Raw genomic sequence first — 25,439 nt, 5'->3', positions numbered from 1 at the left:
AGTGCGCAGGCGCCATTAATGGCCATTTTTCTGACCAAAAGGACAGTTTTGCATCAGTTTGGGGCGTCGCAGAGCAAGCGCTGTTTAGTCAGCATCAAGGCCTGCTGTTACGAGGTGCATCAAGGGTCTGGGCGAGGTGAAAAGCGCGGCATACTAAGGATCTGTATGCAAAGGTCAAGCGGGGCGTCGGCGAGGCGTGCACCGGCTCAGGATCAATTGCGCCTGAGCCGGACGCGGGGGGAGTTAAGCCTGGTCAGGATTGAATGTCTTGCTCATTCCAGACCAGCAAGCATCGTAATCAGCCTGGAGTTCCGGGCATTGCAGTGCGTGTTGGCTTGGGCGCAGCACAGTGCAGGTCTCGAACATTAAGGCCATGGTGTTATCGATTTTATGCGGTTGCAAATCCGCAGCAATCGCCTGGGTTGTGCTGGTGTTGTCCGGGCCATGGGCGCTCATGCAATTGTGCAGTGAAGCACCGCCGGGCGAGAAACCATCGGCTTTGGCGTCGTACGCACCCTTGATCAAGCCCATAAACTCATTCATCAGGTTGCGATGGAACCAGGGCGGGCGGAAGGTGTTTTCGGCCACCATCCAGCGCGGCGGGAAGATCACAAAGTCTGCATTTGCCTGGCCTGGCGTGTTGCTCGGCGAGGTCAGCACCGTAAAGATGGACGGGTCTGGATGATCAAAGCTGACAGTGCCAATGGTATTGAAGCGGCGCAGATCATATTTATAGGGCAGGTTATTGCCATGCCAGGCAACCACATCCAGCGGCGAGTGGTCGAGCTGCGTTGCCCATAGCTCACCAAGAAACTTCTGCACCAGCTGTACCGGTTGATCAACATCCTCGAAATGGGCGACCGGAGCGAGGAAGTCGCGCGGATTGGCCAAGCCATTGCTGCCTATTGGCCCCAACTCAGGCAAATGGAAAGCACTGCCGTGGTTCTCGCAGATATAACCGCGCGCACTGGCGTCGAGCAGTTCGACGCGAAACTTCAAGCCCCGCGGGATAACCGCGATTTCAAGTGGCTCGACAACAAGCAGGCCAAGCTCCGTGGCAATTCGCAGGCGACCTTGCTGCGGCACAATCAACAGCTCGCCATCGGCGTTGAACATTACGCACGTCATCGAGCAATTAGCCCGGTAGATGTGCACGCTGACGCCGCTTGCTTGGTCGGCAGCGTTGGTGGCGGCGAGGGTGACCAAGCCGTCAATGAAATCAGTTGCCGCTTCAGGTATTTGCAGCGGGTTCCAACGCAGGCGATTTGGCGTGACAGGGCCTAACTGGCCGCCGCAAATTTGCTTATCCATACGCTCAAAGGCCGGGTGATTGGCCGAGGGCTTGATGCGGTACATCCAAGTGCGTCGTGAGTCTGCGCGAGGCACAGTAAATGCCGTGCCCGAAAGCAGTTCGGTATACAAACCGTAAGGGACTTTTTGCGGCGAGTTTTGCCCGACCGGCAAGGCGCCCGGCAGCGCTTCACTGCTGAGGTGGTTGGCAAAGCCCGATAAGTAGGCGAGGTCGTCGGTTTTCATGGTTTTATTTTTGTGTAATTGAATTACGTTAAGCGTAACTTGAGTTGTGTTGGTCGTCAAACCACGGCGAAATCAGACGCACGAGCGCTGCTCTGGCTAAGCGCAAAGCTCGGTGTGAGTTGAGAAAAGGCGGAGCGGGTGTGTCGCCGCGTTGGCTAAAGTGCTAGAGCGCGAATCAGGCCATCTTCCGACTGTCGTCTTCCAGTTGCCGCTGTAGACGGTAAAGATGACTAAAGCCTTGCTCCCAGCGGCTATGGCCCGATGACACATTGATATGACCAACACCGCGCAGAATTGAGACTTCGCTGCCCCAATCTTGCGCTAACTGCAGCGCCCGATTGGCACTGGCAGCGGGGTCGTTATCCGAGCCAATTAGCTGGCTGGGAAAGGGCAACCGGGCACTTGGCATGGGCGCAAAGTTGCGCAGTGGGCCGGGGCAGTTGAGTCGCTCTACATCGGCTGGAGCAACCAGCAGCGCACCCAGTACTCGGTTGATCAGCTCTTTAGGTGCTTGCGCGGCCCAATGAGCCACAGTTACACAGCCCAAGCTATGGGCGATAAGCACGACTGGCCGTGTGTCATTTGCTATTGCACGTTGCAATTGCTCAACCCAGCTGGGTTTTTGTGGGTGTTGCCAGTTGTCCTGCTCGACCCGGCTGCTGTTCGGCAGCACGCGTTGCCAGTGGCTTTGCCAATGTTCTGCAGGTGAGCCATGCCAGCCTGGAATTATTAAGTAGCGAATCGATTGTTCAGGCATGGGCTTGGCTCATTGAGTGTTTGACGCAAGCAGGGTAGGTAATCTTGATCGGTTAATAAAAGAATAAAAAATTATTTTCTTATTCCTTTGTTTTGCGCTGGACAAGAAGATGATCAGGTTTTTATTCTTAAAAAGAATATATATGTGAATAAATAGTATTTTTAAGAATAAAAAGGCTCTCCTACTATCGATCCACACCCACCCGCAGGCAAAGATCAGGGTGTGGGACAGGAGCCTGGCAATGAATGTGACAGAAAAAAAATCGAGCCACCTGGACGACGCTCAGGTGTTGCGCGAAATCAAAAATGCGCTCAATGGCCTCAAGTTTGGTTCAGTAGAGATTGCCGTGCATAACGGCCAAGTGGTGCAAATAGAGCGCAAAGAAAAATTCAGGTTGGTAACCGCAAGCCAATAGGTTGCGGAGCTCGTCAGTTGATTAGGCGTTCCCTGAGTTCAGGGGCTCTGAACAGGTAGCGAGCGCAGTAGTTTTCAGAGGATTCCCAGCTTTCACCCTAGCCCGACTGGACCACCGGAGGGCGTGATAACCCAACACGCACCGGTATTGCAGCCGTTAATCAGCCCAGCTGTTTGCGGCCATGCCCCGAATAAAACCAGAAGTCTGTGTTTAGGAGCAGCATCATGTCCATTCGTCGTCTTACCTTCGCCGCCCTGGCGAGCGCATTCATTGCGGGCCCCGTCGCCGCAGCGCAAACCCTGTTGAATGTTTCGTACGATCCAACTCGTGAGTTCTACAGCGAGTTCAATGCTGCATTTAATAAACATTGGCAGGCGCAGGGGCATCCGTCGATCAAGGTTCAGCAATCCCATGGAGGCTCAGGTAAGCAGGCCCGTGCGGTGATCGATGGTCTACCGGCTGACGTTGTCACCCTGGCGCTTGCCGGCGATATCGACGAACTACACCGCATCGGCAAGTTGATCCCTGAAAACTGGCAGCAACGCTTGCCGCAATCAAGCACACCCTACACCTCGACCATTGTCTTCCTGGTGCGCAAAGGTAACCCCAAGGCCATCAAAGATTGGGATGACCTGATCAAGCCGGGCGTGTCGGTCATTACGCCGAATCCGAAAACATCAGGCGGTGCACGCTGGAATTTCCTCGCGGCCTGGGCTTATGCAAAACAGCATTTTGGCAGTGACGAACAGGCCCAGGATTTTGTAAAGAAGCTCTATAGCAACGTGCCGGTACTGGACACCGGCGCGCGTGGCTCCACCATCACCTTTGTGAATAACCAAATTGGCGATGTATTGCTGGCTTGGGAGAACGAAGCGTTTCTGGCGCTGAAGGAAGAGGGTGGCGATCAGTTTGAAATTGTCGCACCTTCACTGTCTATTCTTGCCGAGCCTCCTGTTGCCGTGGTCGATAAGAACGTCGAGCGCAAAGGCACGCGGGAAGTGGCCCAGGCTTATCTTGAATACCTGTACAGCGATGAAGGGCAGCGTCTTGCCGCCAAGCATTTTTATCGCCCGCGCAATCCACAAATTGCCGCCGAATTCAGCAAGCAATTCCCGGCGTTGAAACTGGTCACCGTCGACAAGGACTTTGGTGGTTGGAAAATCGCGCAGCCGAAGTTCTTTAACGATGGCGGTGTGTTCGACCAGATCTATCAGGTCCAGTAGTCAGCGGGCCAGGCCCACAATTGCAGCTGTGCAGTGCAGCTTACTTAAAGTTGTACTGCGCCTGCGCGGTTGTTTGTTAAGGATTGATCATGCTACGTCGAACGTCCCCCGTTATACCCGGCTTCGGCATAACGCTGGGCTTTACCCTGCTGTACCTGAGCTTGCTGGTGCTGATCCCATTGGCGGCGATGTTCGTCCATGCGGCGCAGCTTTCGTGGGCTGATTTCTGGGCAATCATCTCTGCACCGCGTGTACGTGCCGCACTTAAGTTGAGCTTTAGCACGGCCTTTGCCGCCGCCTTGATCAATGCACTTATTGGCGCCTTGTTGGCCTGGGTGTTGGTGCGCTATGAGTTTGCCGGGCGAAAGGTCATCGAAGCCATGATCGACTTACCATTTGCCTTGCCCACCGCTGTTGCAGGTATCGCGTTGACCGCCTTGTATGCGCCCAATGGGTTGATTGGCAAGCTGGCCAGCGACATCGGTTTGAAAATCGCCTATACCCCGCTGGGGATCACCCTGGCGCTTACATTCGTCACCTTGCCGTTTGTGGTTCGCACCCTGCAGCCGGTGCTGGCTGATATTCCCCGTGAGATAGAAGAAGCTGCCGCATGCCTGGGCGCCAAGCCGCTGCAGATTGTGCGTCATGTGCTCTTGCCAGCCATGTTGCCAGCCTGGTTGACCGGGTTCTCACTCGCCTTTGCGCGAGGCGTGGGCGAGTACGGTTCGGTCATTTTCATTGCCGGCAACATGCCGATGAAAACTGAAATCCTGCCGCTGCTGATCATGGTCAAGCTCGATCAATATGACTATCACGGCGCTACCGCGATTGGCGTGCTGATGCTGGTGGTTTCATTTGCTTTGCTGCTGCTGATTAATCTGCTGCAGCGCAGAATTATTAAAACTTGAGGGCAGGTCATGTCATCGCAATCGAGTGTCTTGTCGTCTTCAATTCGCCCGCTCAGGCGCCGCAATAATCCAAGCAAGCCCTTGCTGATAACAGTGGCCTGGCTGGTGTTTGGATTATTCCTGTTGCTGCCATTGGGCGTGGTTGTCAGCGCTGCACTGAAGCAGGGCTGGACGGTTTTTATCAGTGCCATATTTGAGCCTGATGCCTTGTCTGCATTGCAGTTGACCCTGCTTGCCGTGGGCATTTCCGTGCCGCTTAACCTGTTGTTTGGCGTCTGCGCGGCATGGGCGGTCAGCAAATATGAGTTTCGTGGCAAAAGCCTGCTGGTCACGCTGATCGATTTGCCGTTCTCGGTATCGCCGGTAATTGCAGGTTTGATCTATGTGCTGTTGTTCGGCGCCCAAGGCTTTTTCGGCGAGTGGTTGCAGGCGCGCAATATTCAAATTGTTTTCGCCCTGCCGGGAATCATTTTGGCAACAGTGTTCGTCACCGTGCCATTTGTGGCGCGCGAACTGATTCCATTGATGCAGGAGCAGGGCACCCAGGAAGAGGAAGCCGCCCGCTTGCTCGGCGCTAATGGCTTGCAAATGTTCTGGCACGTCACCTTGCCCAACATCAAGTGGGGGCTGATCTACGGTGTGGTGCTTTGTACCGCGCGGGCGATGGGTGAGTTTGGCGCTGTTTCGGTGGTTTCAGGGCATATCCGTGGCTACACCAACACGCTGCCGCTGCATGTCGAGATTCTCTACAACGAATACAACCATGTCGCGGCATTCAGCGTTGCCAGTTTGTTATTACTGCTGGCGCTGATCATCCTGTTGTTGAAACAGCTGAGTGAGCAGCGCCTCAATCAGCTCAAACACGCCGCCAGCGAGGCTTGAACTGGGCTATGTGTCGCGCAGCAAGTCGTGGCTATCAAGCAGGCGGAAGGCGATCTCTGGATGTTTCTCCAGCCCTCGGCGAATAGCTGCCGGTATTGATTGTCGGGTTTTGCGGCACAGCCCGGTCAGTTCGGCGATCTCAATGGCGATGCCGCGCATGCTGCGTACTTCATTAAAACCGGGCGCCACGTTTACGCGTACGCCCAGTTGCTCATAAATGCGCGCTTGCAGGCGTTCGAGGTCTTCAAGGCTCTGGATATTTTCAAGCCGCTCGATCAGGCGCTTTTCTTCATGGCGGGTCAATCGCAGGATGCGCACGTCCGCCCCTGGAGTCGTCTCCAGTTGCTCACGCCCGCAGTCGCAGGCGCCGGGCGGACAAGGTTGGCGGTTTACAAAGGATTCGCTCATGGGCTCCGATCATAACGGCGTAGTAAAACGGCTCAAGCTGCCGCACCCAAATGTGCGAGAAGACGGGTCAAAGCCTGATGCGCCTGCGCCGTTTTTAGCACAGGCTTGATCGAATATCCCAGTTTTTTGTTGGCCGTCTCGGCCTCGGTCTATGCCGGGTTGGCGCCAAGCGCGTCGGGGCGCTTGGCGAATCAATTACTGGGCTTCTGCTCGTTGCATCAAGGTGCGCTGGCGCCACTCCATAAAGGTTTTTAGCAGTAGCGTAAGCAGCGCCATCAGTGCGAGCAGGGCGGCTGCGGTAAATGCAGCAGCGGTTTTGTAGTCGTTATTGAGCTGATCGACTAGCAAGGGCAAGGTCAGGGTCTGGTTAATAATGGTGCCTGACACCACCGACACCGCACCGAACTCACCGACTGCACGGGCGTTGGTTACCACCACGCCGTAGAGCAATGCCCACTTGATTTTAGGTAGGGTGATGTTGCGGAATATCTGCCAGCCATTTGCGCCCAGACACAGCGCAGCGGTTTCTTCATCCTGCCCCTGGGCCTGCATGACAGGGATCAGAATACGGGCTACATAAGGCGCGGTGACGAATACGGTGACCATGACAATGCCGGGCCAAGCAAACATGATCTGGATGTCGTTATCGTAGAACCATTGGCCCAGCGTACTTTCGATGCCGTAGACCACCAGATAGCACAGGCCTGCCACAACCGGGGATACCGCATAAGGGATGTCGACAAAGGTGGTCAGCACCTTGCGGCCACGGAAATCATAGTGAGTGATGCACCACGCCAAGAGTATGCCGAACACCAGGTTGATCGGTACGGTCATGGCGGCGACCATTAGCGTCAGGCCAATGGCGTGCAGCATGAAATCTTCATTGAGGTTGCCCCATAACAGAGCCAAGCCGCCCGACAGCGCCTTGCTGAAAATCAACAGCAAAGGCACCAGCAGAATCAGGATGACAAGGCTCAAGCCAAGCGCGATCAGCAGCCATTGATGCCAGTGTTGAGGTTTTTTCATTTGCCTTGCCGTTGCCATTTGAAAAGATGGCCCTGAAGTACTTGCAAGCTAAACAGCAGGGTCAGAGACGCCAGCAGAATCACCGATGCTATTGCCGCTGCGGCCGGATAGTTGAACTCCTGCAAGCGGATAAAAATCATCAACGAAGACACTTCGGTCTTAAACGGAATATTGCCCGCCAGCATGATCACCGCGCCAAATTCACCGAGGCTGCGAATAAATGACTGCGAGGCGCCAGTCAATAACGCGGGCAGCAAGGTCGGAAGTATGACGTGGAAGAAGGTCTGTACGCGGTTGGCGCCCAGGGTCCTGGCGGCTTCTTCATACTCGTGCCCCATGTCCTGCATCACCGGCTGCACAGTGCGCACAACAAACGGCAGGCTGGTAAACACCATGGCGATCATGATGCCTGGGTAGGCATAGGCCAGCTTGATGCCCATGGGTTCAAGCCATGCGCCCAGCCAGCCGCTTGGTGCCAGCAGCGTAGCCAGGGTCAAGCCGGCGACTGAGGTCGGTAAGGCGAAGGGCAGGTCGATAAAGGCATCGACCAGGCGCCGGCCCGGAAATTCATAGCGGGTAATGATCCACGCCAGCAGCATGCCGATCACGACTGTGGCAATGGTGGCGTAGAAGGCACCGCTCAAGGTCACCTTATAACTTTGCACCACCCGAGGATCACTGATCGCCTGCCAGTACTGAGCCCAGCCCATGTCACTGACATAAACCAGCAACGCCGACAGCGGAAACAGAATGACCAGTGAAATATAAAAGGTGCTGAAGCCAAAGCTCAGGCCAAAACCTGGGAGCAAGGGTTTCTGCAGGAAAAAACGCGGAGAGGTTTGCAAGCTCATATTCCCGAACGAATAAGCCACAACTTAAAGTCGTGGCTTATTGTACAACTCAAAGCAAAGAACTATCAGCGGCCTTCAGCCAGTAACTGATCCAGTACACCGTTGGAGGCGAAGTGCTTCTCGGTGATCTCATCCCAAGTGCCCAGCACTTCATTGGGGTTGATCAAACGCACTTGCGGGAACTGGCTGGCCGTAGCAGCGACCACTTCTGGGTTATGCACGCGGTAGTTGAAGGTAGTCAGCAGTTGCTGGATTTCTTTTGTGTACTGGAACTCAAGAAAGGCTTTGGAAACTTCGCGGGTGCCTTTGGAGTCGACGACCTTATCAACCAGCGCGACCGGGAACTCAGCCAGAACGCTCACTGGCGGGACCACGATTTCATACTCGCCGGATTTGAACTCATCACTGTTGGCGATGTTGATCACTTCAGATTCAAAGGTCAGCAGCACGTCACCTTGGCCATTCTGGGCAAAGGCTACAGTCGCAGCACGGCCGCCAGTGGGGAAGTTCTGCACGTTATGCAGGATCTTTGCGACGAAGCTTTTGATCTTGGCTTCATCGCCGTCAAACTTCTCATTGGCATAGAGCCAAGCGCCCAAATAGCTGTAGCGGGCGTTGCCCGAGGTTTTCGGGTTAGGAAAAACCAGCTTCACATCATCACGGGCCAAATCATCCCAGTTCTTGATGTTTTTCGGGTTGCCTTTGCGCACCAGAAAAGCGGTGGTGCTGTAATACGGCGAGCTGTTGTTAGGGAACTGCTTGGCCCAGTCTTTGCGCACCAGGCCACGCTTGGCGAGGATGTCGATATCGGTGACTTGGTTGAAGGTAACGATATCAACCTTTTTACCTTGGATAATGTCTTGCGCCTGACGTGAAGTACCGGCAAAAGACTGGTCGATCTTCAGGTCCTTGCCGGTTTCAGCCTTCCATTTGGCAACAAACTTGGGGTTGATCGCGGCAAATACTTCACGTGCGATATCGTACGAAGCATTGAGAATAGGCTTGTCTTCAGCCAGAACAGGCAGGCTACTGAGCAGACTCGTGGAAATAACACTGGCGACAAGCAATTTCTTTAGCATGATCTAAACATTCCCCATGTTTGCGGCAGGCATAAAATCCGATTATCCGACCCTAGGCCAAATTATTGGGGCTGATATTGCCTAAGTTTATTATTCTTAAAAAGTAATTTTTAGCGCTATGTATAGATCTGAATCGAATTTGCAGCCTTGATGTCCAGGCGTCTTGGATTTACAACCAATAACCTAATGGCTAGTGTGTGCGCACATTTCAGGGCGGCAAGGGTTGATTTTTATATTCTATAAATGAATATAAATGTGACTAAAGAGTATTTTTAAGAATATGCATGGCGACGCTATCATCCGCGCATCTAGGCATCGCCTTTATCAGCCGTTTCCCTGCAACTTTGGCTGTATGGCCATAAGAATTAACCGCCCGCGCCAGAAGGCTGAGGACGCAACGCATGTCGATTGAAATCACTAACGTCAGCAAGAACTTCAATGCGTTCAAGGCGCTGAACCAGATCAACCTGAATATTCAGAGTGGCGAGCTGGTCGCGTTGCTCGGACCGTCCGGGTGCGGAAAAACCACCTTGCTGCGCATTATCGCTGGCCTGGAAACGCCCGATACCGGCAGCATCCAGTTCCACGGCGAGGACGTCTCCGAACACGATGTGCGTGACCGTAATGTCGGTTTTGTATTCCAGCACTACGCATTATTTCGCCACATGACGGTATTCGATAACGTCGCCTTCGGCCTGCGCATGAAGCCCAAGCGCGAGCGCCCAAGTGAGAAGGTTATTGCCGAAAAGGTGCATGAGCTGCTTGGCTTGGTGCAACTCGACTGGCTCGCTGACCGTTATCCGGAGCAGCTTTCCGGTGGCCAGCGTCAGCGTATTGCACTGGCCCGCGCACTCGCCGTTGAGCCCAGGGTCTTGCTGCTGGATGAGCCATTTGGAGCGCTGGATGCCAAGGTGCGCAAGGAGCTTCGCCGTTGGTTGGCGCGCCTGCACGAAGATGTACACCTGACATCAGTATTCGTCACCCACGACCAGGAAGAAGCCATGGAAGTGGCAGACCGGATCGTGGTGATGAACAAGGGTGTGATCGAGCAGATTGGGTCTCCGGCTGAGGTGTACGAAAATCCGGCCAGTGACTTTGTCTATCACTTCCTGGGCGATGCCAACCGCCTGTATATCGGCGATGACCACCACGTATTGTTCCGTCCGCATGAAGTTCACCTGTCGCGTCATGCCGAAGAAGGGCATCAGGCGGGTGAAGTGCGGGATATCAGGCCATTGGGCGCAATCACCCGCGTAACCCTCAAGGTAGAAGGTCAGGCTGACCTGATCGAAGCCGAAGTCGCCAAGGATCACTTGAGTCTTGATGACCTCACGCGAGGCGAGACACTCTACTTCAAGCCCAAGGGTGGCCAGGCGCTGACCAATCCCTGATCAGGTAGGGCTCAAGCTACTATTTGATTTGGCGGCACCGCTTACAGACGCAAAAAGCCTGCGCCACCGAGCTCTCTTGCTCGATAACGCAGGCTGTTCAGACTCTTTGTGCAGCTTTCACGCCTTGAGCAATGCATCCAACTCGCCCTTGCGTTCGAGACTGGCCAGATCATCAAAGCCGCCAACATGCAGGTCGCCAATAAATATCTGCGGCACACTTCTACGCTTGGACTTATGCAGCATTTCCGCGAGCCTCTGGGGCGAGGCCGCGACGTCAATTTCCGTGGTGCTGGCGCCCTTGCGCGCCAACAGGCTCTTAGCACTTACGCAGTAAGGACAATGCGGAGTTGTGTAGAGGGTTACATGGCTCATGTTCTCGTCTCCTTAACGTGCAAATGGTGGGAAATCTAGATCGCTAGCCGCTATGTTGTTTATGTAATTGGTCAGGGTTAACTGTGCTACCAGGGCAACTACTTCAACAATCTTCGCGTCCGTCAAATCTGCATCGCGGGCGGCAGCGATTTGAGCATCTGTTAAATGACCACGGCTTTCAGTGATTTGTCGCGCCAGTAAAGCCAGTGCATTCAACTCACCCGTTAATGCTTGAAGCATATCGTCTTTGCTTAAGCCGACTTTTTTACCCAAAGCGGCGTGTGCTGCGATGCAATAGTTGCAACCATTAACTTCAGAGGTCGCAAGGGCCACAATTTCCCGCTCGGCAGCGCTTAGCGAGCTTTTGCTCAAGGCCTGCCCCAAAGCCAAATAGCCATTCAATGCTGCCGGGGCATTGGCCATTGTCTTGATGGAGTTAGGAATAAAGCCAAAGGCTTTTTGCACGCCCTCAAGAGCTGGCTGTGAGCCGGCAGGGGCTTGGTCTTGGGTTGGGGCTGCAATACGAGGCATGGTCAATCTCCAATAGGTTAAATCGCAGGCTTGTTGAACAAGCGTTGAGTGAATATTAGAGCTCAGGACTTTTCTTTTGGGTTCAGATCGTCGATGTTATGCAACAGATCGTCTAAATAGGTCTTGACCATGGATCGCTTATCAACCCTTCTTAAACACTTCAACCTGCATGCGACCACCTATCATCAGGGCGGCTTTTGCGGGGTGACGGATATCGCCGAGGGCAACTATGGCCATGTGCATCTGCTGCGCTCTGGTCACCTGGGCTTCAGGGATGCGCAGGGTCAACTCATTGAGTTGACCGAGCCAAGCCTGGTGCTGCTGATTCGCCCCTTGGAACATCAGTTGACGGCGACGGAGGCCGATGAAGCTGAACTGGTGTGTGCGACCTTGAACTTTGATGGCGGCGCCAATAACCCGCTGACCCTGGCGTTGCCGCCTTACATCATCAAGCCACTTCGGGAACTACCGGGTTTGCTCGGCAATCTCGACTGGCTGTTTGAAGAGGCATTCGGTGATGAATGTGGCCGCGACGTGGTGCTTAATCGCCTGTTTGAGCTGATGGTGATCCAGTTGCTTCGTTATCTGCTTGCCAGCCGCAGCATTGCCTCGGGGATGATGGCTGGGCTGGCTAATCCACGCTTGTCGCGGGCGCTCACGGGCATCCATAACGACCCCCAGCGCAATTGGACTGTGGCTGACCTGGCGGGCATTGCGAGCATGTCGCGGGCCAGTTTTGCCGCACACTTTCGCCAGACGGTGGGCATTACCCCGGCGGATTACCTGGCCAACTGGCGAATCAGCCTGGCGCAAAAGCGCTTACGCGAAGGCCGCCCCATCGCGCTAATCGCCGACGAGGTCGGCTACGAAAGCCCATCCGCCCTTGCGCGCACCTTCCGGCGCAAGGTTGGCGTCAGCCCCAGTGAGTGGATGCAGCGCCGCACCTCATAGAAATGCTAGGTTCTGATTGAAGCGCATTGTTTACTGGCTAAAACCAAAGCGGCGCCCAAGGCGCCTTTTCATTTTGCAGTTCCCGGTGTTCATCCATTAGATTGGTCGGGTTTGGGGTCTATGCCGTGCGGCGGTTGCGCGCGTAGTCGAGGAAACCGGCGACATCCTCGGAGCAGAGGCGCTCGACCACGCTGGCGACTTCCTCTTTCGGCCAGTCCCACCAGCCGGTCGCAAGCAGTGCCTCGCGGGTTGGCTCATCGAACCGCCAGCCAATCACCCGTGCAGGATTGCCCGCCACGATCGAGTATGGCGCGACATCCCGGTTGACCAGTGATTCAGCCGCCACAACAGCGCCATGTCCGACCGTGACGCCCGACAAAATCGTACTGTTGGTGCATAGCCAGACATCGTTGCCGATGATCACATCGCCTCGTGATCCGCCGTAGCCCTTGATGTGGCTGGCCTCTTTCAACTTGGCCGGGAACGGGTAGGTGGAAATCCAGTTAGTGCGATGATCCCCCCCAAGCACGATCAAAACCCCGTTGGCGATCGAACAATAAGCGCCAATCTTGAGGGTCGTGCCTTCGCGGAAATCCTTGACCTCGGGCATGCCGTAGCTGCCGGTACCGTACTCATAGCGTGGATAGCGGCGTTTGAAATGCGCCTGGCCCCGCTCAAATTCGGGCACAGCCTCAAGCACACGTTTAAGTCGTTTTCGCTTGGCGTTTGGGCTCGCAACGCCGATATACAGCAACACCACTATCAGCGCGCTCGCCGACAGCACTAACGACACCCACTCCATTTTCCTCTCCCCATTGCCTCGCCGGGCACTTAAAACCAACAACTATACGGTAGCGCCCCTGATCGCTTCGGATTATCAGGCACTTCCCCGGCTCGGTAAATCTCGCATCGTTATAAGTGGCGGATGGATTGATACGTTATTCACTACTGGCTCAGGTGCTGTAAATGCCTTCAAGTCGGTGCTTTCAGATCAAGCCTACGCGCGTGTAAGAAATAGCTGGCTCCGGCCTTAATTGTGATCCTGCAATATGCGCGGTTTTCCTTATCGAGAGGCCTGCATGCGCGTTCTTCGCATTGCCGCTACAGCATTGAGTCTTGCCCTGGTTTTGCCGCTGTCTTACGCAAAAGCCGCCGCGAGCGCTGACATCCGCTCAACCGCACTCGACGTGGAGCGCTACCTGTTGCTCTACAGCAACGGCGGCGACGAACGATTCTGGACGCAGATGAGTGAAGCCCAAAATCAGCTGGGCGAGCAGGTCAAGGCAGAGAAGGGCGCCGCCACCCTGGAAGGCATTCTCTCGACCTACCAAGATTACGCCGCAAAGGTCCACGCCGCTTATCACGAAAAGAATTTCGACCTCAACACCTCGCTGTCCCAGGCATCTGAAATCTTTAACCTGCTCGATTCTTTTATACCTGCCGACACAACCAACCCTCCACCACGTCTTTCGGATAACTTGCGCGCTTTCGCCGTACTCAGCATTCGCCAAGACACGCCACTCGCAAAAGCCAGCGATCAACAAGCCATTGACCAACTCGCCAGCGACATCAGCGCGCAAATAGACGCGCTATCGACCGAGAACCCCAAGGCATACCAAAAAGTGCCAATGCGCTGGAAGTACCTGCAAACCGCCCAGCGCAACGGCAAACCCCTGATCTACCCGTTCAATGCCCAAATTGAATATATGTTGACGCAGTTAGAGAAAGACTCTGCCGAAGCCCCGCGCACTAGCCTTTAAAGCCATTACGGAAAAGGCGGTCGCCTGAATCGCCTTTTCCTATTGCGCGGTGAAACTCGGTCTAATAAATTAGCTATGAAATGTCACTGCGTCAGGGCATTGGCCTCAAAACATTTGGGGTTGAGGCTATCGCCTCGTACAAGGTGTTGCTTACGCGCCCCAGTTCAGCCCTTGCGAAGAGGGGCAGATAGAGGCAGTTGCGGTACTCATATCTAGCAGTATTCAAACGAGCCTTCTCATGGCTCGCTTTCGCCTGAGCGCCATTGTCCTGTCACCAGCTCATGCCAAACAGGTATCTCTTGCCAAGCCCGCTACGATAACGTCCATGCCGGACTTGAACTGTATTGCAAGCACCATCCGCACAAGCCGGTGCTGGCGACCCGAGTTGGGAAGTCGAACTTCATCTCGCACTAGAGAATCGACTGCTACCGTGATCGTCCTAAACGATCGGTCGCTACTCGCTAGAAATCGACACGGACTTTGCGCTACTAAGGCATCCGGTCGTGCCAGCTCACCAGGCGTTCGGTTCCGATACAAACGATGATCCCTGTGCCTGGAGATATTGATGGTGTTAGCCCGGTTTGAGTTATCCGGTCGCTAGAAAATCAAGCGTGAGGCAAATATCTTGTAAGCGCATTGCTAGTAATAATTGTAATGAGAATTATTATCGAATAATGTGCGCGTATTCGCCATGCTCACTCATGGACTGTCCCCTTATCGGCCCGGAGTGTGCCATGTCGCAACCTGATGCAGATTCAACCATCCCTATCGACGTCCTGTACTGCACGCATCACGGCTGGCTTCACAGTTGGTTACGACGCTCGGCTGGTTGCTCTCATCAGGCTGCAGATATTGCCCAAGATACCTTTGTGCGTTTGCTACTGCGCCAGCAGCCTGTCAGTGATAGCGCGCCTCGTGCCTTGTTGGCGCGTATTGCCCGCGGCTTGATGATTGATCACTGGCGTCGTGATGTGTTGGAGCGCTCCTATCTCGATGCAATAGCGCAGTTGCCAACCCCGAGCCACCCCTCACCAGAGGTTCGTTACGAGGCCCTTCAGTGTTTGGAGCGCATCTCGCAGTTGCTTGACGGCCTGAAACCTGCTGTCCGCGAAGCCTTTCTTTTGTACCAGCTCGGTGGCTTGAATTATCAGCAAGTTGCGCTGGAACTGGGTGTTTCCAGCCGCACCGTGGAGCGTCATGTCGCGAGCGCGCTGGTGCATTGTTATCACTTGTATGTCGAGGATATGCAGTGAGCAAGCTCAACGAGCAGCATTCACAGGATATTGTGCGTGAGGCCGTGGAGTGGCAGATGCGTTTATGGGCCAATGCCGGTAATGCCGAGTTGCAGCAACAACTGCACGAATGGCTGCGCCAAGACGCAGAACATCAAATTGTCTGGCAACGCTTGCAGCGCATGAGTGGGCTGTTCCAAGGCAATCACTTGCCCGAATCAGCACATAGCATTTCCATATTGCAGCGCGCGGAAACAGATCTTAGCCGGCGTCGTACCCTGAAGCTTCTTGGCCTCGGTTTCGCAGTTGGCGGTTCAGCGCTACTGATCACCAAGCCTCCTGGTGCCTGGCGTGCAGACTTTACTACGGCCATTGGTGAGCGCCGACTGTTAACGCTGGGCGCGGATACTGAGGTGTTGCTCAATACCGAAAGTTCGGTAGACGTGCAGGGGCGTGAGTTGGTGCTGCATGCCGGTGAAGTGCTGGTTGATGGCGCGCAATGGCAAGCACGCTGCCGGTTCGCCCAGTGCAGTGCACGGCAGGCGCGAGTGCTAATGCGTGAGCGCGACGGTTACAGCGAAATCCGTGTGCAGAGTGGCCAGCTGCTCATCACCTCTAAGGTTGAGCAGCTGCAGCTTCAAGCAGGGGAAGGCGTGAGCGTGTCGGCTGAGAAGATAACGCCGCTGGCTAACAGTCCACTCGACCCTTTTGCCTGGGCGCGCGGCCTGTTGATAGTCAACGATATACGCTTGGATGCCTTCTTGGCTGAAGCTGGGCGCTACCGTCAGGGGTGGCTCGGCTGCGATAGCGATGTAGCCAGCCTGCGTCTTTCTGGGGTTTTTCACATAGATCAACCCGAAGTAATGCTGCACAACATCACCCACCTGTTACCAGTAAAAATCGTTGAGCGCACGCGTTGGTGGGTGCGCATGGTTGCGACTGCGTAAAAAGTTTGTCGGACTTTTTCGTTTCATCCGGTTAGAGCAGAACACTCACTCAATGGATTCCGACATGCGTTCTGCCAGCTCCTTGCCGTTTCAACCTCAACGCTTTACGTTGCCACGCGCGATTTGCATTGCGCTGGCCTTGATGGGTGGCACGGCAAGCCTCTCGGTTCAGGCTGTCTCACCGGCTCCTTCCTCGGTTTCTCCGAGCATTCCTCCCGGACCGCTAGAGCAGGCACTCAACCTGTTCGCCGACCGCGCCGGGATTACGCTTTCGTATTCTCCTGATGTGGTACGCGGGCTCAGTAGTCCGGGTTTATCGGGCGGAGGGTCCATAGAAAGCGGGCTGGCGGAGTTGCTGGGTGGCAGCGGATTGGTCGCGCAGAAAACGCTTTCCGGGTATGTGGTTGTTAAAGACTCGACAGAGGCAAGCTATCAACTCGAGCCAACCACCACTTATGGTGCTAGCACGCAGAGTGCTTTTGCCCCGGTTCCGGGCTATTACGCGAGCAATGCCAGTACTGCAACTAAGACCGACAAGCCAATTTTAGAGACCGCGCAGAGCATTAGCGTAGTGACCTCCGAGCAAATTGCCGACCGCAAGGTTAATCGGGTAGAGGACGCTGTAGCCTACAGCGCGGGTGTACGGACTGGTAGTTCTGGGCTGGATCCGCGTTTTGACACGATCAGTGTGCGCGGTTTTGATACCACCATGTCCTCCGACTTCCTTGACGGCCTGCGCCAGCCCTATAACGGCTGGTTGTCAATCTACGGCACCGAGGCCTATGCGCTGGAGCGCATCGAAGTACTCAAAGGCCCGGCTTCTGTGCTTTACGGACAGATAAGCCCAGGCGGCATGGTCAATCGGGTGAGCAAGCGTCCAAGCCTGCTGGCGAAGAACCAAGTCGAGATACAGGCTGGTAATGACGAGCACCAGCAGGGCCAGTTCGATATCGGTGGTCAGCTGGATGAAGAGGGCGATCTGTTGTTCCGCACTGTGGGCGTATACCGCGACGCAGAAACCTATATAGAGCAACTGAATAATGATGTGCGCATGTTGGCGCCTTCGTTGAGCTGGAAGATCGACCCCGATACTAGCCTGACTCTACTGGCCCAGTATCAGGAGCGCGAAACGGCGGCTTCACCGATGCTCTACCAGAACGGCGACCACCTCACGGATTTTTGGCAGGGCGATGAATACTTCGACAAGCTCGAACAGCGCCAATGGACCTTCGGCTATGAGTTCGAACACGCCTTCAACGACACCTTCAGCCTGCAACAGAACCTGCGCTACGGCCAACTGGATACGACTAACCAGTATCTGCAGCCTGACGGTACCATCAATAACGGTGTGATGGATCGTTATGCGGTGGGTGTGTACGAGAACATGGACTCGGTCACTACAGATACGCGACTGGTCAGCCGCTTCGCCACGGGCGATCTGCAACACACCCTGCTGACCGGTTGGGATTACGCATGGTTCGACAGCTCAGTGTTGTATGCCAGTGGGCCAGCGCCGTCCATTGATATGAACGCACCGGATTACCACCAACCGGTAAGCAAACCGACTGGTGCCTTGGCCGATCAGGACAGCATGAACCAACGCAGCGGCCTGTACCTGCAGGACCAGATCGAGCTTGACCGCTGGCGCTTGTCTGCTGGGTTGCGTCGTGACTGGGCGCACGCCCGTAATAACGATAATTTGAGCAACTCCAACAGTAAAACCAGCGATTCTGCGACCACTTACCAGTTTGGCGCGCTGTATCTGTTTGACAACGGTTTGGCGCCTTACGCCAGCTACGCTGAGTCCTTCCTTCCGCAAAGTGGTACCAACTCCAGCGGCGCTGCCTTCAAACCAACTGAGGGTAAGCAATACGAAGTTGGTATCAAGTTCCAGCCGCCCGGCAGCAGCGCGATGTATACCGCCTCGCTCTATCACTTGACTCAAGAAAACGTGACCACCCGTGATCCCTATGATCCGCTTAACAGCGTGCAAACTGGGGAACAGGTGTCGCGTGGCTTAGAGTTAGAGGCTGTGGCAGACCTCAGTGAGCGCCTGCACATGACCGCCAGCTACAGCTATAACGACCCAGAGGTGACCAAGAGCAACGATGGCAACAAGGGCAAGGACCCGAAAGATGTGCCTCGCCATCTAGCCTCGCTGTGGTTGGATTACAAGCTGGAGGTCGGCTTGGGCTTCGGTGCTGGTGCCCGTTACACCGGCAGCGAATATGGCGACGATATGAACACAATAAAGAACGATGACTACACCCTGTTCGATGCTGGCGTGCACTACGACTTCAGTGCCAGCATGGACGGTGTACGTCTGGCCTTGAACGCCCGCAACCTGACGGACAAGCAATACATTAACTGCCAAGACGGTTATTGCTACCGGGGCGAGGGCCGCAGTGTGGTCACCAGCTTGAGCTATAGCTGGTGATCGCTTTGAACTGGCTACGCGCGGCAGCACTGACACTAGGAGCATTGCTGCTTGGCACCGCCCAAGCCGAACCCGTCGCTCTAGATGGTACCGAGCAGTGGTTGATGACGAGTGCAGAGGGGCGCGAATACCGCATCATGATTAGCTTGCCGGAAGGCGAGGTACCCTATACCGGTGGTTATCCGGTGATCTATCTATTGGATGGCAATGCATACTTTCCCGCGTTCCATGCGGCCAAGCGTGCTCAAAAACGTTTGCAGAGTTCGATTGTGGTCGCCATCGGCTACCCAAGCGAAACGCCATTGGATTTTGAACGGCGCGCCTTCGATCACTCGCCACCGCAACCCAAGGAGCGCAACACACCTGCACAAGGCGGCCAAGATCTATTTCTTGATTTTATCCAGAAACGTCTGATGCCAAGGGTTTCCGAGACATTCAAGGTCGATCAAGACCAGCGCAGCCTGGTTGGGCATTCTTTTGGTGGAATGTTCGGTGTCTACGCATTATTCACTCGACCGGCGCTGTTCCAGCACATAGTGGCAGTGAGCCCGAGCCTGTGGTGGCGTGACCGTTACTTGCTTGAGCCTGAACGCACATTCACCAAGCAGGCGCATGCCGGAAAACTGGATCTAACCCACAGCAGTTTGAAACTAATCATGGCCGAACGCGACTTGCCGCAAGCGATCCAAGATGCGCGCTCTCTGCAACTGCGTTTGGAAGATCTGTCGCAGTACGGATTGCGCAGCGACTTTGAAATCGAGAAGGGTGAAGATCATATGTCGATACCGTTTCGCATCACCACGAGGGTCTTAGACGAATTAGTGAGTACTCGACGCTTTTGAGTGCCAGCCTACTCGAAGAAGCGCAAAGGCGCGGGGATGCAGCTCGCGCTTGGGCATCAAATGAGGGCACAGCATTATCCAGATACTGCTTGGCCTCCGAGTCTGGCCCAGAATTCTTCGGCAGAAGGGCTGAGCGGTGCCACAGGGCGCGTCAGGTGAATCTCTAGCGGGATATCCCAACTATCGTCGAGCGCTCTGACCAGTCGTTTATCTGCCACTTCCTGTTCGGTGAGGCTCCTAGGTAACCAGGCAACCCCCTTACCCTCTAAAGCCATAGACATCAGCACCGCTGCTAGGTGGCTACTGAAAAGTGGTTTCAGGTGAAGATAATCTGCTTTGCCATGGAGCCTGTGAGCGACGATGCGGCCCAGCCCGGACTCATGGGTGTAAGCAAGATATGGCAAAGCCGCCGCTGATGTGCCGAAGCTGGCGGACGCGCACGCCAGAGGAACAAGTACATCTTCACCCACCTTCTTGCTGGTGAACTGATCCGGTGCCAGTAATGGCGGAACATCGGGGTGGCGATGAGAAAGCATAAATTGGATTTGGCCGTGTATCAGCATTTGCTCACAAACAGCCATGCTGCCTGAATGAAGCTGTACCGCCTCGATGGGTGCCCCGTTTTCGGTGTTCCTGAGCCAGCTTGGGAAAAATGTAAACGACAGGGAGTGTGTCGCTGCAAAGTTCAGTGTTTTAGCGGTCATGCCCGCAATTTCCTGGGCTTCAGTACGCATCCGATACAAGCGTCTTGCAGCCTCCTGAGCACTTGGCAAAATTTGCCTTCCCGCTTCGGTCAATGTCGCTCCTTGATGGGTGCGGATGAACAGCTGTACCCCCATCCAATTCTCTAGGGCGCGCACTCTACGGCTGAATGCGGGCTGAGTAACGTGCCGTGCTTCAGCCGCACGAACAAAGCTGCCGTACTCCGCAAGCGCTGATAAGTCTTCCAGCCAGACGAGTTCCAAGGGGTATGCCTCTTTTGCATAGGGTGGGGCATTAATAGCATTGGGCGGGCTTCATCGCAAAGAATAATGTTGGGCTATCTACAACAAGAGGAGCCCGTCATGCGTATCGTAGACATCCGCGAAAAAACAGTTTCCATTGCCTCGCCAATTGCTAACGCCTACATCGATTTCTCCAAAATGACCTGTTCGGTTGTCGCTGTTATCACCGATGTTATTCGCGATGGCAAACCGGTCATTGGTTATGGTTTCAACTCCAATGGCCGTTATGGTCAAGGCGCACTCATGCGTGATCGTTTCCTGGCGCGTATCACCGAAGCTGACCCAGAAAGTCTCATCGATCATGAGAACAACAACCTGGATCCTTTCGCCATCTGGAAAACCCTGATGACCAACGAAAAACCAGGTGGGCATGGCGAGCGCTCAGTCGCAGTTGGCACCATCGACATGGCTGTATGGGATGCTGTGGCCAAGATTGAGGGCAAGCCCCTCTACCGTCTATTGGCTGACCGTTACCGTAACGGCGTGGCAGATGACAAGGTTTGGGTCTACGCAGCGGGCGGTTATTACTACCCCGGCAAAGACCAATCTAAGCTCAAGGCAGAAATGCAGAGCTACCTGGATCGTGGTTACGACGTCGTCAAAATGAAAATTGGTGCAGTGCCGCTGGATGAAGATATCCGCCGCATCGAAGCGGTACTTGAAGTGGTTGGGGACGGTCGTCGCCTCGCGGTCGATGCCAACGGCCGTTTCGACCTGCAGACAGGAATTGCCTACGCCGAAGCCATCAAAAAGTACAACCTCTTCTGGTACGAAGAGATTGGCGATCCGCTGGACTACGCGCTGCAGGCTGAACTGGCTAATCACTATGAACTGCCGATGGCTACCGGTGAAAACCTGTTCTCTCATCAGGATGCGCGCAACTTGCTGCGTCACGGTGGTATGCGCCCTGATCGCGATTACCTGCAGTTCGACTGTGCATTGTCTTACGGCCTTGTGGAGTACATGCGTACCTTAAAGGTCATGGACGAAATGGGTTGGTCTTCGCGTCGCGTAGTCCCGCACGGTGGTCACCAAATGTCCCTGAACATCGCAGCAGGTCTGCACCTGGGTGGCAACGAGTCGTACCCGGATGTATTCCAGCCTTTCGGCGGCTTTGCTGACGGTATCCGCGTAGAAAATAGCTATGTTGGTCTGCCTGATATCCCGGGCGTGGGCTTCGAAGCCAAGTCTGCCTTGTACGCAGTCATGCGTGAGTTGGGCGAAGGCTGATCACCTTCTATTTGCGGTCTCCTCGAGGGAGGCCGCAGCCCCGGGCGTTACCTTTTGACGCCATGCCACATGCCAATCACAAAAATAAAATGAGGTGGATACGTGGAAAACTCCAAGCCCCGCTGGTTCAGCCAGCTCTATATGCAAGTATTAATCGGCATTGTTATCGGTGCCGCAATTGGTTACTTCGTGCCTGATTTCGGAGCCAAGCTCCAACCTTTCGCTGATGGCTTCATCAAGCTGATTAAAATGCTTTTGGCACCGATTATTTTCGGTACGGTCGTTGTAGGTATTGCCAAGATGGGCAGTATCAAAGAAGTCGGCCGGATTGGCGTAAAAGCGCTGATTTACTTTGAAGTTCTTTCAACAATCGCCCTGGTTATCGGCCTCATCGTGGTCAACATCGTCAAGCCGGGTGTTGGCATGAATATCAACGTTGGCAGCCTTGATGGCAGTGCTGTTAGCAAATACACCCAAGTCGCAAGTGAGCAGGGTGGCGCTGTTGATTTCTTCCTAAACATTATCCCGCACACATTCGTGGGCGCGTTCTCGAATGGCGTCATGCTTCAGGTGATACTGCTGTCAGTCCTGATGGGGGTTGCCCTGGTCCAAATGGGTGAGACCAGCAAGCCTTTGATCAACACCATCGATTTGTTCCTGCAAGGGCTGTTCAAGGTTGTGGCAATGGTGATGCGTCTGGCGCCGATTGGGGCTGGCGCAGGTATGGCGTTCACTATCGGTAAATACGGGATTGGCACTTTGCTTTCGCTCGGCCAGTTGCTGGTAGCGCTCTACCTCACGACGTTGGTTTTCATTGTGATAGTGCTGGGCACAGTTGCCCGCTGGTCAGGCATGCCTCTGCTGCAATTTTTGCGCTATTTCAAAGATGAAATTCTCATCACGCTTGGCACCTGTTCGACCGAAGCTGTGCTACCACGAATGATGGTCAAGCTTGAAAAGCTCGGCTGCAAAAAGTCGGTTGTGGGAATGGTGCTGCCAACCGGCTACACCTTCAATGCCGACGGCACCTGCATCTATCTAACCATGGCTGCCATCTTCATAGCCCAGGCCACCAATACGCCGCTCACCTTTGTGGATCAGATGATTCTGTTAGGCGTATTCCTGCTCACCTCCAAAGGCTCTGCTGGTGTGGCGGGTGCAGGTTTCGTAACGCTTGCTGCAACGCTTACGACCATCCACTCCATTCCTCTGGTGGGTCTGGTGTTGCTCTTGGGCATCGACCGATTCCTCAATGAGGCGCGGGCAGTGACCAACCTGATTGGGAACGGTATTGGCACCATCGCAATTGCCAAATGGGACAACTCCTTTGATATCGAAGCCTGTGAACGTGAGATCGCTGCAATGCAACAAGAGAAGGCGACTCAAAGAAGCTTGCTGACGCAAAAGTAACCCAGAGGTCTACCGGTCATGTCGCTGCAATGCTGGCGGTGACCGGTCGACATTTGTACGGCTCGTTCAGCGCCTAACGAGCCCATGAATGACTTGGATGTATTGTTTGATGGAGCCAAAAAATGATTGAGCGAACTCACCATGAGCTGCGCAAGGCGTTTTCTGCTTTGCTTAAAGGCAGCGTGTGTAAATTTGCTGCCTCAGTGTTTGATCCTATCTCGGCGCGTATGGCTGCAGATCTTGGCTTTGAGGTTGGTATTCAGGGTGGTTCCGTCGCCTCGATGCAAGTGTTGGGCGCCCCGGATATTTCATTGCTTACTCTTGATGAATACGCAGAACAGGTAACTCGAGTCGGACGTACGAGCCAAATCCCAATCATCGGCGATGCTGATCATGGGTTTGGCAATGCACTCAACGTAATGCGAACGGTAACAGAGCTTCAGAAAGCCGGTGTTGCCGCTATAACGTTGGAAGACACACTCCTACCGGCCAAGTATGGCGAGCAATCGTACGCGCTTATCGGCGCCGAAGAAGCTGCAAGCAAAATTTACGCTGCACGTTTCGCCCGGACAGATGATGCTCTTTGCATCATTGCTAGGACCAATGTGTCTGTTACCAGTCTGGAAGATTCCATTGCACGTACAACGGCCTATCAAAAGGCAGGAGCTGATGCGATTTGTCTTGTCGGTGTTAAAGACTTTACGCATTTGCAATCACTCACCTCGCACCTTTGCGTACCGATCATGCTGATTAATTACGGCAACCCAGCATTGAGCGATGTTGAAAAGCTCAGTGCGGCTAATGTACGGGTTGTGGTCAATGGACATGCGCCGTTTTTTGCAGCCATTAAAGCGAGTTATGACGCATTGCGAGAGCAGAGCGGCATGCAAGGTGCAGATATCCCACTGCCTGAACTGATATCGAAATATACATATTCTGAACACTACCGTGAGTGGGCAAAGACGTATTTAAAATCGGATAGCTCAGCAGTTTGATTTTTGTTGGTGGCTCCTAGCCCCATCATTGAGAACTCATGCTGAAGTCTCGTAAGGTTCGCTCTGTGCCAATCACCAAAGAGCTAGAAGCCAAGATCGTCCGTCATTGGAAGCAACATGGACAACCCAACTCGTCCATCACTTCGTTTAGGCGTGCTGTGGCGAGAACTTCAATCAAACTTCCGCAGGGCAGGCCGCCCATTCTCTGCGCCATACCTTCGCCAGCCACTTCATCCAGAACGGCGGCAACATTCTTACCCTGCAGAAAATTCTTGGTCACTCCAGCTTGGCTATGACCATGCGCTATGCACACTTGGCTCCTGAGCATCTATTCGAGGCTACTAGGCTTGGCCCTCTCACTTAGCTCACACAGCTTGGAAAGATACCAATCTTGTAGTGGTCCCCACGCTAAGAAGTAAAAGAAACCCGGTATGCATAGAAGCATGCTAACCGTCTCCCGAGTGTCACGGCTTCTAATCTGAGCCATGATTGCTTCGTATATCCAATAAAAGACGATGGCTCCGACAATCAATGTGATGAGTGCCAGTGTTCCAGCATGTGATTTGTGTGCCTTTAGTTCTTTGTCATTCATGTGCGGCCACTGCCTAATCCCAAACATAGGTGATTGGAAAAAAATCGACACTTTTTCGACACTGCTTAGCCGAAAAGCAAAAAGCCCCTGAAAATCACTAAGAAATTCAAGGGCTTATCGTGTTGCAAATGGTGGAGCCGGGGGGATTTGAACCCCCGTCCGCCAGTTCTCCGCTGTCGGTTCTACATGCTTAGCCGTGTCTATTAAGTTAACCCTTGGCCGCCCGACGGGCAGGGTGCTTTGGGCGAGTTGTGTAAGTTTTAGCCACTTCGTCCACAACGTACTACGCGGCGATTCTGTTCTATATGACAATCATTTCGGGTTTACAGACATCCCCTAATGATTGCTGGAGCCGAAGCTACCAGAAGTGCGACTAGGCTGCTTACGCAGCTAGTTGAGCACCGTAATTGTCATCATTGGCAATTATAAAGTTTGCAACAGTGGATTTACGAGTTCTGTTACCCACTCGGCATGCCCCTCGAGTTTCGCTACCGGCGTCGAATCCTAATCGGCCCCAAACGGTGGTGCGTCTCTAAGACCGCTCTAGTGTACGACAAAGCCCCTGTGTGCGTCGACCGCCAATACTCGATTGCTGAGTGGCCCGGCCTGATGCATGTATGATGGCGGCTGCTAGCAATTGGGTCTTTGGGAAGAGGCAAG

The 25,439-nt window shown here is 54.3% G+C and carries 24 protein-coding genes, 1 other RNA gene and 1 pseudogene; 15 read left to right on the top strand and 11 right to left on the bottom strand.

Translation table 11 applies throughout. The features are described 5' to 3' along the window. Positions 1-243: 243 nt before the first annotated feature. Positions 244-1,536 carry a homogentisate 1,2-dioxygenase gene (gene hmgA, locus AACY26_RS18985; protein ID WP_339516325.1) on the bottom strand — a complete coding sequence of 431 codons (1,293 nt, stop codon included), beginning with the start codon at positions 1,534-1,536 and terminating at the stop codon, positions 244-246. Between the two features lie 175 nt (positions 1,537-1,711). Further along, on the bottom strand, positions 1,712-2,293 hold the full coding sequence (locus AACY26_RS18980; RefSeq protein WP_339516322.1) for an RBBP9/YdeN family alpha/beta hydrolase: 582 nt from the start codon (positions 2,291-2,293) through the stop codon (positions 1,712-1,714). Between the two features lie 241 nt (positions 2,294-2,534). Between AACY26_RS18980 and oscA the strand changes: the two genes are divergently transcribed. The 4 genes from oscA to cysW (AACY26_RS18960) all read left to right on the top strand — a co-directional run bounded on the left by oscA (position 2,535) and on the right by cysW (AACY26_RS18960) (position 5,721). Beyond that, a complete protein-coding gene (gene oscA / locus AACY26_RS18975; protein WP_339516320.1) occupies positions 2,535-2,708 on the top strand; it encodes a sulfur starvation response protein OscA in 174 nt (57 codons plus the stop codon). A gap of 224 nt (positions 2,709-2,932) precedes the next feature. After that, a complete protein-coding gene (locus AACY26_RS18970; RefSeq protein WP_339516318.1) occupies positions 2,933-3,931 on the top strand; it encodes a sulfate ABC transporter substrate-binding protein in 999 nt (332 codons plus the stop codon). Between the two features lie 89 nt (positions 3,932-4,020). Further along, positions 4,021-4,839, top strand: coding sequence for a sulfate ABC transporter permease subunit CysT (gene cysT / locus AACY26_RS18965; protein WP_339516316.1), 819 nt, complete (start codon positions 4,021-4,023; stop codon positions 4,837-4,839). A gap of 9 nt (positions 4,840-4,848) precedes the next feature. Further along, the gene (cysW, locus tag AACY26_RS18960; RefSeq protein ID WP_339516314.1) at positions 4,849-5,721 is read left to right on the top strand and encodes a sulfate ABC transporter permease subunit CysW; all 873 of its coding nucleotides are present in this window, start codon (positions 4,849-4,851) and stop codon (positions 5,719-5,721) included. A gap of 6 nt (positions 5,722-5,727) precedes the next feature. Here the strand turns inward: cysW (AACY26_RS18960) and AACY26_RS18955 are convergent, their stop codons facing one another. The 4 genes from AACY26_RS18955 to cysP all read right to left on the bottom strand — a co-directional run bounded on the left by AACY26_RS18955 (position 5,728) and on the right by cysP (position 9,085). After that, a complete protein-coding gene (locus tag AACY26_RS18955; protein ID WP_339516313.1) occupies positions 5,728-6,129 on the bottom strand; it encodes a hypothetical protein in 402 nt (133 codons plus the stop codon). Between the two features lie 195 nt (positions 6,130-6,324). After that, positions 6,325-7,155: a sulfate ABC transporter permease subunit CysW gene (gene cysW / locus AACY26_RS18950; protein ID WP_339516311.1), complete on the bottom strand. Its 831-nt coding sequence runs from the start codon at positions 7,153-7,155 to the stop codon at positions 6,325-6,327. Further along, the gene (cysT, locus tag AACY26_RS18945; protein ID WP_339516309.1) at positions 7,152-8,006 is read right to left on the bottom strand and encodes a sulfate ABC transporter permease subunit CysT; all 855 of its coding nucleotides are present in this window, start codon (positions 8,004-8,006) and stop codon (positions 7,152-7,154) included. The genes cysW (AACY26_RS18950) and cysT (AACY26_RS18945) overlap by 4 nt, the downstream gene beginning before the upstream one ends. Positions 8,007-8,071: 65 nt before the next feature. Continuing rightward, positions 8,072-9,085 carry a thiosulfate ABC transporter substrate-binding protein CysP gene (cysP, locus tag AACY26_RS18940; protein WP_339516307.1) on the bottom strand — a complete coding sequence of 338 codons (1,014 nt, stop codon included), beginning with the start codon at positions 9,083-9,085 and terminating at the stop codon, positions 8,072-8,074. A gap of 401 nt (positions 9,086-9,486) precedes the next feature. On the opposite strand from cysP, the gene AACY26_RS18935 reads away from it, so the two are divergent. Then, a complete protein-coding gene (locus AACY26_RS18935) occupies positions 9,487-10,476 on the top strand; it encodes a sulfate/molybdate ABC transporter ATP-binding protein (RefSeq protein WP_339516306.1) in 990 nt (329 codons plus the stop codon). A 117-nt stretch (positions 10,477-10,593) separates the two neighbouring features. Here AACY26_RS18935 and grxC read toward each other — a convergent pair whose 3' ends face one another. Together grxC and AACY26_RS18925 are read right to left on the bottom strand one after the other, a co-directional pair. Continuing rightward, positions 10,594-10,848 carry a glutaredoxin 3 gene (gene grxC, locus AACY26_RS18930; RefSeq protein ID WP_339516305.1) on the bottom strand — a complete coding sequence of 85 codons (255 nt, stop codon included), beginning with the start codon at positions 10,846-10,848 and terminating at the stop codon, positions 10,594-10,596. A 12-nt stretch (positions 10,849-10,860) separates the two neighbouring features. Continuing rightward, positions 10,861-11,379, bottom strand: a complete 519-nt coding sequence (locus AACY26_RS18925) for a carboxymuconolactone decarboxylase family protein (protein WP_339516303.1) — start codon at positions 11,377-11,379, stop codon at positions 10,861-10,863. A 129-nt stretch (positions 11,380-11,508) separates the two neighbouring features. Between AACY26_RS18925 and AACY26_RS18920 the strand changes: the two genes are divergently transcribed. Continuing rightward, positions 11,509-12,330, top strand: coding sequence for an AraC family transcriptional regulator (locus AACY26_RS18920; protein ID WP_339516301.1), 822 nt, complete (start codon positions 11,509-11,511; stop codon positions 12,328-12,330). Positions 12,331-12,448: 118 nt separating this feature from the next. Here the strand turns inward: AACY26_RS18920 and AACY26_RS18915 are convergent, their stop codons facing one another. Then, positions 12,449-13,132 (bottom strand): CatB-related O-acetyltransferase, encoded by a 684-nt coding sequence (locus AACY26_RS18915; protein ID WP_339516299.1) that lies wholly within the window; start codon positions 13,130-13,132, stop codon positions 12,449-12,451. 277 nt (positions 13,133-13,409) lie between these two features. Here AACY26_RS18915 and AACY26_RS18910 point away from each other — a divergent pair, with 277 nt between their 5' ends. The 5 genes from AACY26_RS18910 (at position 13,410) to AACY26_RS18890 (ending at position 19,548) form a co-directional block, all read left to right on the top strand. Further along, positions 13,410-14,090 carry a hypothetical protein gene (locus AACY26_RS18910; protein WP_339516298.1) on the top strand — a complete coding sequence of 227 codons (681 nt, stop codon included), beginning with the start codon at positions 13,410-13,412 and terminating at the stop codon, positions 14,088-14,090. A 734-nt stretch (positions 14,091-14,824) separates the two neighbouring features. Next, entirely contained in the window at positions 14,825-15,343 is a 519-nt protein-coding gene (locus AACY26_RS18905) for a sigma-70 family RNA polymerase sigma factor (RefSeq protein ID WP_339516297.1), read from the top strand. Further along, entirely contained in the window at positions 15,340-16,269 is a 930-nt protein-coding gene (locus AACY26_RS18900; protein WP_339516296.1) for a DUF4880 domain-containing protein, read from the top strand. The genes AACY26_RS18905 and AACY26_RS18900 overlap by 4 nt, the downstream gene beginning before the upstream one ends. Before the next feature lie 64 nt (positions 16,270-16,333). Beyond that, on the top strand, positions 16,334-18,706 hold the full coding sequence (locus AACY26_RS18895) for a TonB-dependent siderophore receptor (protein ID WP_339516295.1): 2,373 nt from the start codon (positions 16,334-16,336) through the stop codon (positions 18,704-18,706). Then, entirely contained in the window at positions 18,703-19,548 is an 846-nt protein-coding gene (locus AACY26_RS18890) for an alpha/beta hydrolase (protein ID WP_339516293.1), read from the top strand. The genes AACY26_RS18895 and AACY26_RS18890 overlap by 4 nt, the downstream gene beginning before the upstream one ends. Positions 19,549-19,622: 74 nt before the next feature. On the opposite strand, the gene AACY26_RS18885 is transcribed toward AACY26_RS18890, so the two are convergent. Further along, positions 19,623-20,513: a LysR family transcriptional regulator gene (locus AACY26_RS18885; RefSeq protein WP_339516291.1), complete on the bottom strand. Its 891-nt coding sequence runs from the start codon at positions 20,511-20,513 to the stop codon at positions 19,623-19,625. A gap of 99 nt (positions 20,514-20,612) precedes the next feature. On the opposite strand from AACY26_RS18885, the gene AACY26_RS18880 reads away from it, so the two are divergent. From AACY26_RS18880 to AACY26_RS18865, 4 genes and pseudogenes are all read left to right on the top strand, one after another. Beyond that, positions 20,613-21,782: a mandelate racemase/muconate lactonizing enzyme family protein gene (locus AACY26_RS18880; protein ID WP_339516289.1), complete on the top strand. Its 1,170-nt coding sequence runs from the start codon at positions 20,613-20,615 to the stop codon at positions 21,780-21,782. A 102-nt stretch (positions 21,783-21,884) separates the two neighbouring features. Then, on the top strand, positions 21,885-23,192 hold the full coding sequence (dctA, locus tag AACY26_RS18875) for a C4-dicarboxylate transporter DctA (RefSeq protein WP_339516288.1): 1,308 nt from the start codon (positions 21,885-21,887) through the stop codon (positions 23,190-23,192). Between the two features lie 122 nt (positions 23,193-23,314). After that, positions 23,315-24,187 carry an isocitrate lyase/PEP mutase family protein gene (locus tag AACY26_RS18870; RefSeq protein WP_339516286.1) on the top strand — a complete coding sequence of 291 codons (873 nt, stop codon included), beginning with the start codon at positions 23,315-23,317 and terminating at the stop codon, positions 24,185-24,187. Between the two features lie 44 nt (positions 24,188-24,231). Next, positions 24,232-24,551 (top strand): annotated as a pseudogene (locus AACY26_RS18865) (tyrosine-type recombinase/integrase); the annotation flags it as partial. Positions 24,552-24,908: 357 nt separating this feature from the next. Here AACY26_RS18865 and ssrA read toward each other — a convergent pair. Then, positions 24,909-25,295: a transfer-messenger RNA gene (gene ssrA / locus AACY26_RS18860) on the bottom strand. Positions 25,296-25,439 lie beyond the last annotated feature (144 nt).

The sequence above is a fragment of the Pseudomonas sp. RL_15y_Pfl2_60 genome (assembly GCF_963970595.1).
In the GTDB taxonomy this organism is placed as follows: Bacteria; Pseudomonadota; Gammaproteobacteria; order Pseudomonadales; family Pseudomonadaceae; genus Aquipseudomonas.
Note: the sequence above shows the minus strand (reverse complement) of the source record. Positions and strands in the feature narration are given on the sequence as shown.

Coding starts and splice junctions, on each gene's coding strand:
- AACY26_RS18905 (WP_339516297.1), top strand. CDS start 14,825: ATGTCGCAACCTGATGCAGATTCAACCATCCCTATCGACGTCCTGTAC.
- cysW (WP_339516311.1), bottom strand. CDS start 7,155: ATGAAAAAACCTCAACACTGGCATCAATGGCTGCTGATCGCGCTTGGC.
- cysT (WP_339516309.1), bottom strand. CDS start 8,006: ATGAGCTTGCAAACCTCTCCGCGTTTTTTCCTGCAGAAACCCTTGCTC.
- AACY26_RS18915 (WP_339516299.1), bottom strand. CDS start 13,132: ATGGAGTGGGTGTCGTTAGTGCTGTCGGCGAGCGCGCTGATAGTGGTG.
- cysP (WP_339516307.1), bottom strand. CDS start 9,085: ATGCTAAAGAAATTGCTTGTCGCCAGTGTTATTTCCACGAGTCTGCTC.
- cysW (WP_339516314.1), top strand. CDS start 4,849: ATGTCATCGCAATCGAGTGTCTTGTCGTCTTCAATTCGCCCGCTCAGG.
- AACY26_RS18910 (WP_339516298.1), top strand. CDS start 13,410: ATGCGCGTTCTTCGCATTGCCGCTACAGCATTGAGTCTTGCCCTGGTT.
- AACY26_RS18920 (WP_339516301.1), top strand. CDS start 11,509: ATGGATCGCTTATCAACCCTTCTTAAACACTTCAACCTGCATGCGACC.
- AACY26_RS18925 (WP_339516303.1), bottom strand. CDS start 11,379: ATGCCTCGTATTGCAGCCCCAACCCAAGACCAAGCCCCTGCCGGCTCA.
- hmgA (WP_339516325.1), bottom strand. CDS start 1,536: ATGAAAACCGACGACCTCGCCTACTTATCGGGCTTTGCCAACCACCTC.
- AACY26_RS18955 (WP_339516313.1), bottom strand. CDS start 6,129: ATGAGCGAATCCTTTGTAAACCGCCAACCTTGTCCGCCCGGCGCCTGC.
- AACY26_RS18895 (WP_339516295.1), top strand. CDS start 16,334: ATGCGTTCTGCCAGCTCCTTGCCGTTTCAACCTCAACGCTTTACGTTG.
- oscA (WP_339516320.1), top strand. CDS start 2,535: ATGAATGTGACAGAAAAAAAATCGAGCCACCTGGACGACGCTCAGGTG.
- grxC (WP_339516305.1), bottom strand. CDS start 10,848: ATGAGCCATGTAACCCTCTACACAACTCCGCATTGTCCTTACTGCGTA.
- AACY26_RS18980 (WP_339516322.1), bottom strand. CDS start 2,293: ATGCCTGAACAATCGATTCGCTACTTAATAATTCCAGGCTGGCATGGC.
- AACY26_RS18935 (WP_339516306.1), top strand. CDS start 9,487: ATGTCGATTGAAATCACTAACGTCAGCAAGAACTTCAATGCGTTCAAG.
- cysT (WP_339516316.1), top strand. CDS start 4,021: ATGCTACGTCGAACGTCCCCCGTTATACCCGGCTTCGGCATAACGCTG.
- AACY26_RS18970 (WP_339516318.1), top strand. CDS start 2,933: ATGTCCATTCGTCGTCTTACCTTCGCCGCCCTGGCGAGCGCATTCATT.
- AACY26_RS18880 (WP_339516289.1), top strand. CDS start 20,613: ATGCGTATCGTAGACATCCGCGAAAAAACAGTTTCCATTGCCTCGCCA.
- AACY26_RS18870 (WP_339516286.1), top strand. CDS start 23,315: ATGATTGAGCGAACTCACCATGAGCTGCGCAAGGCGTTTTCTGCTTTG.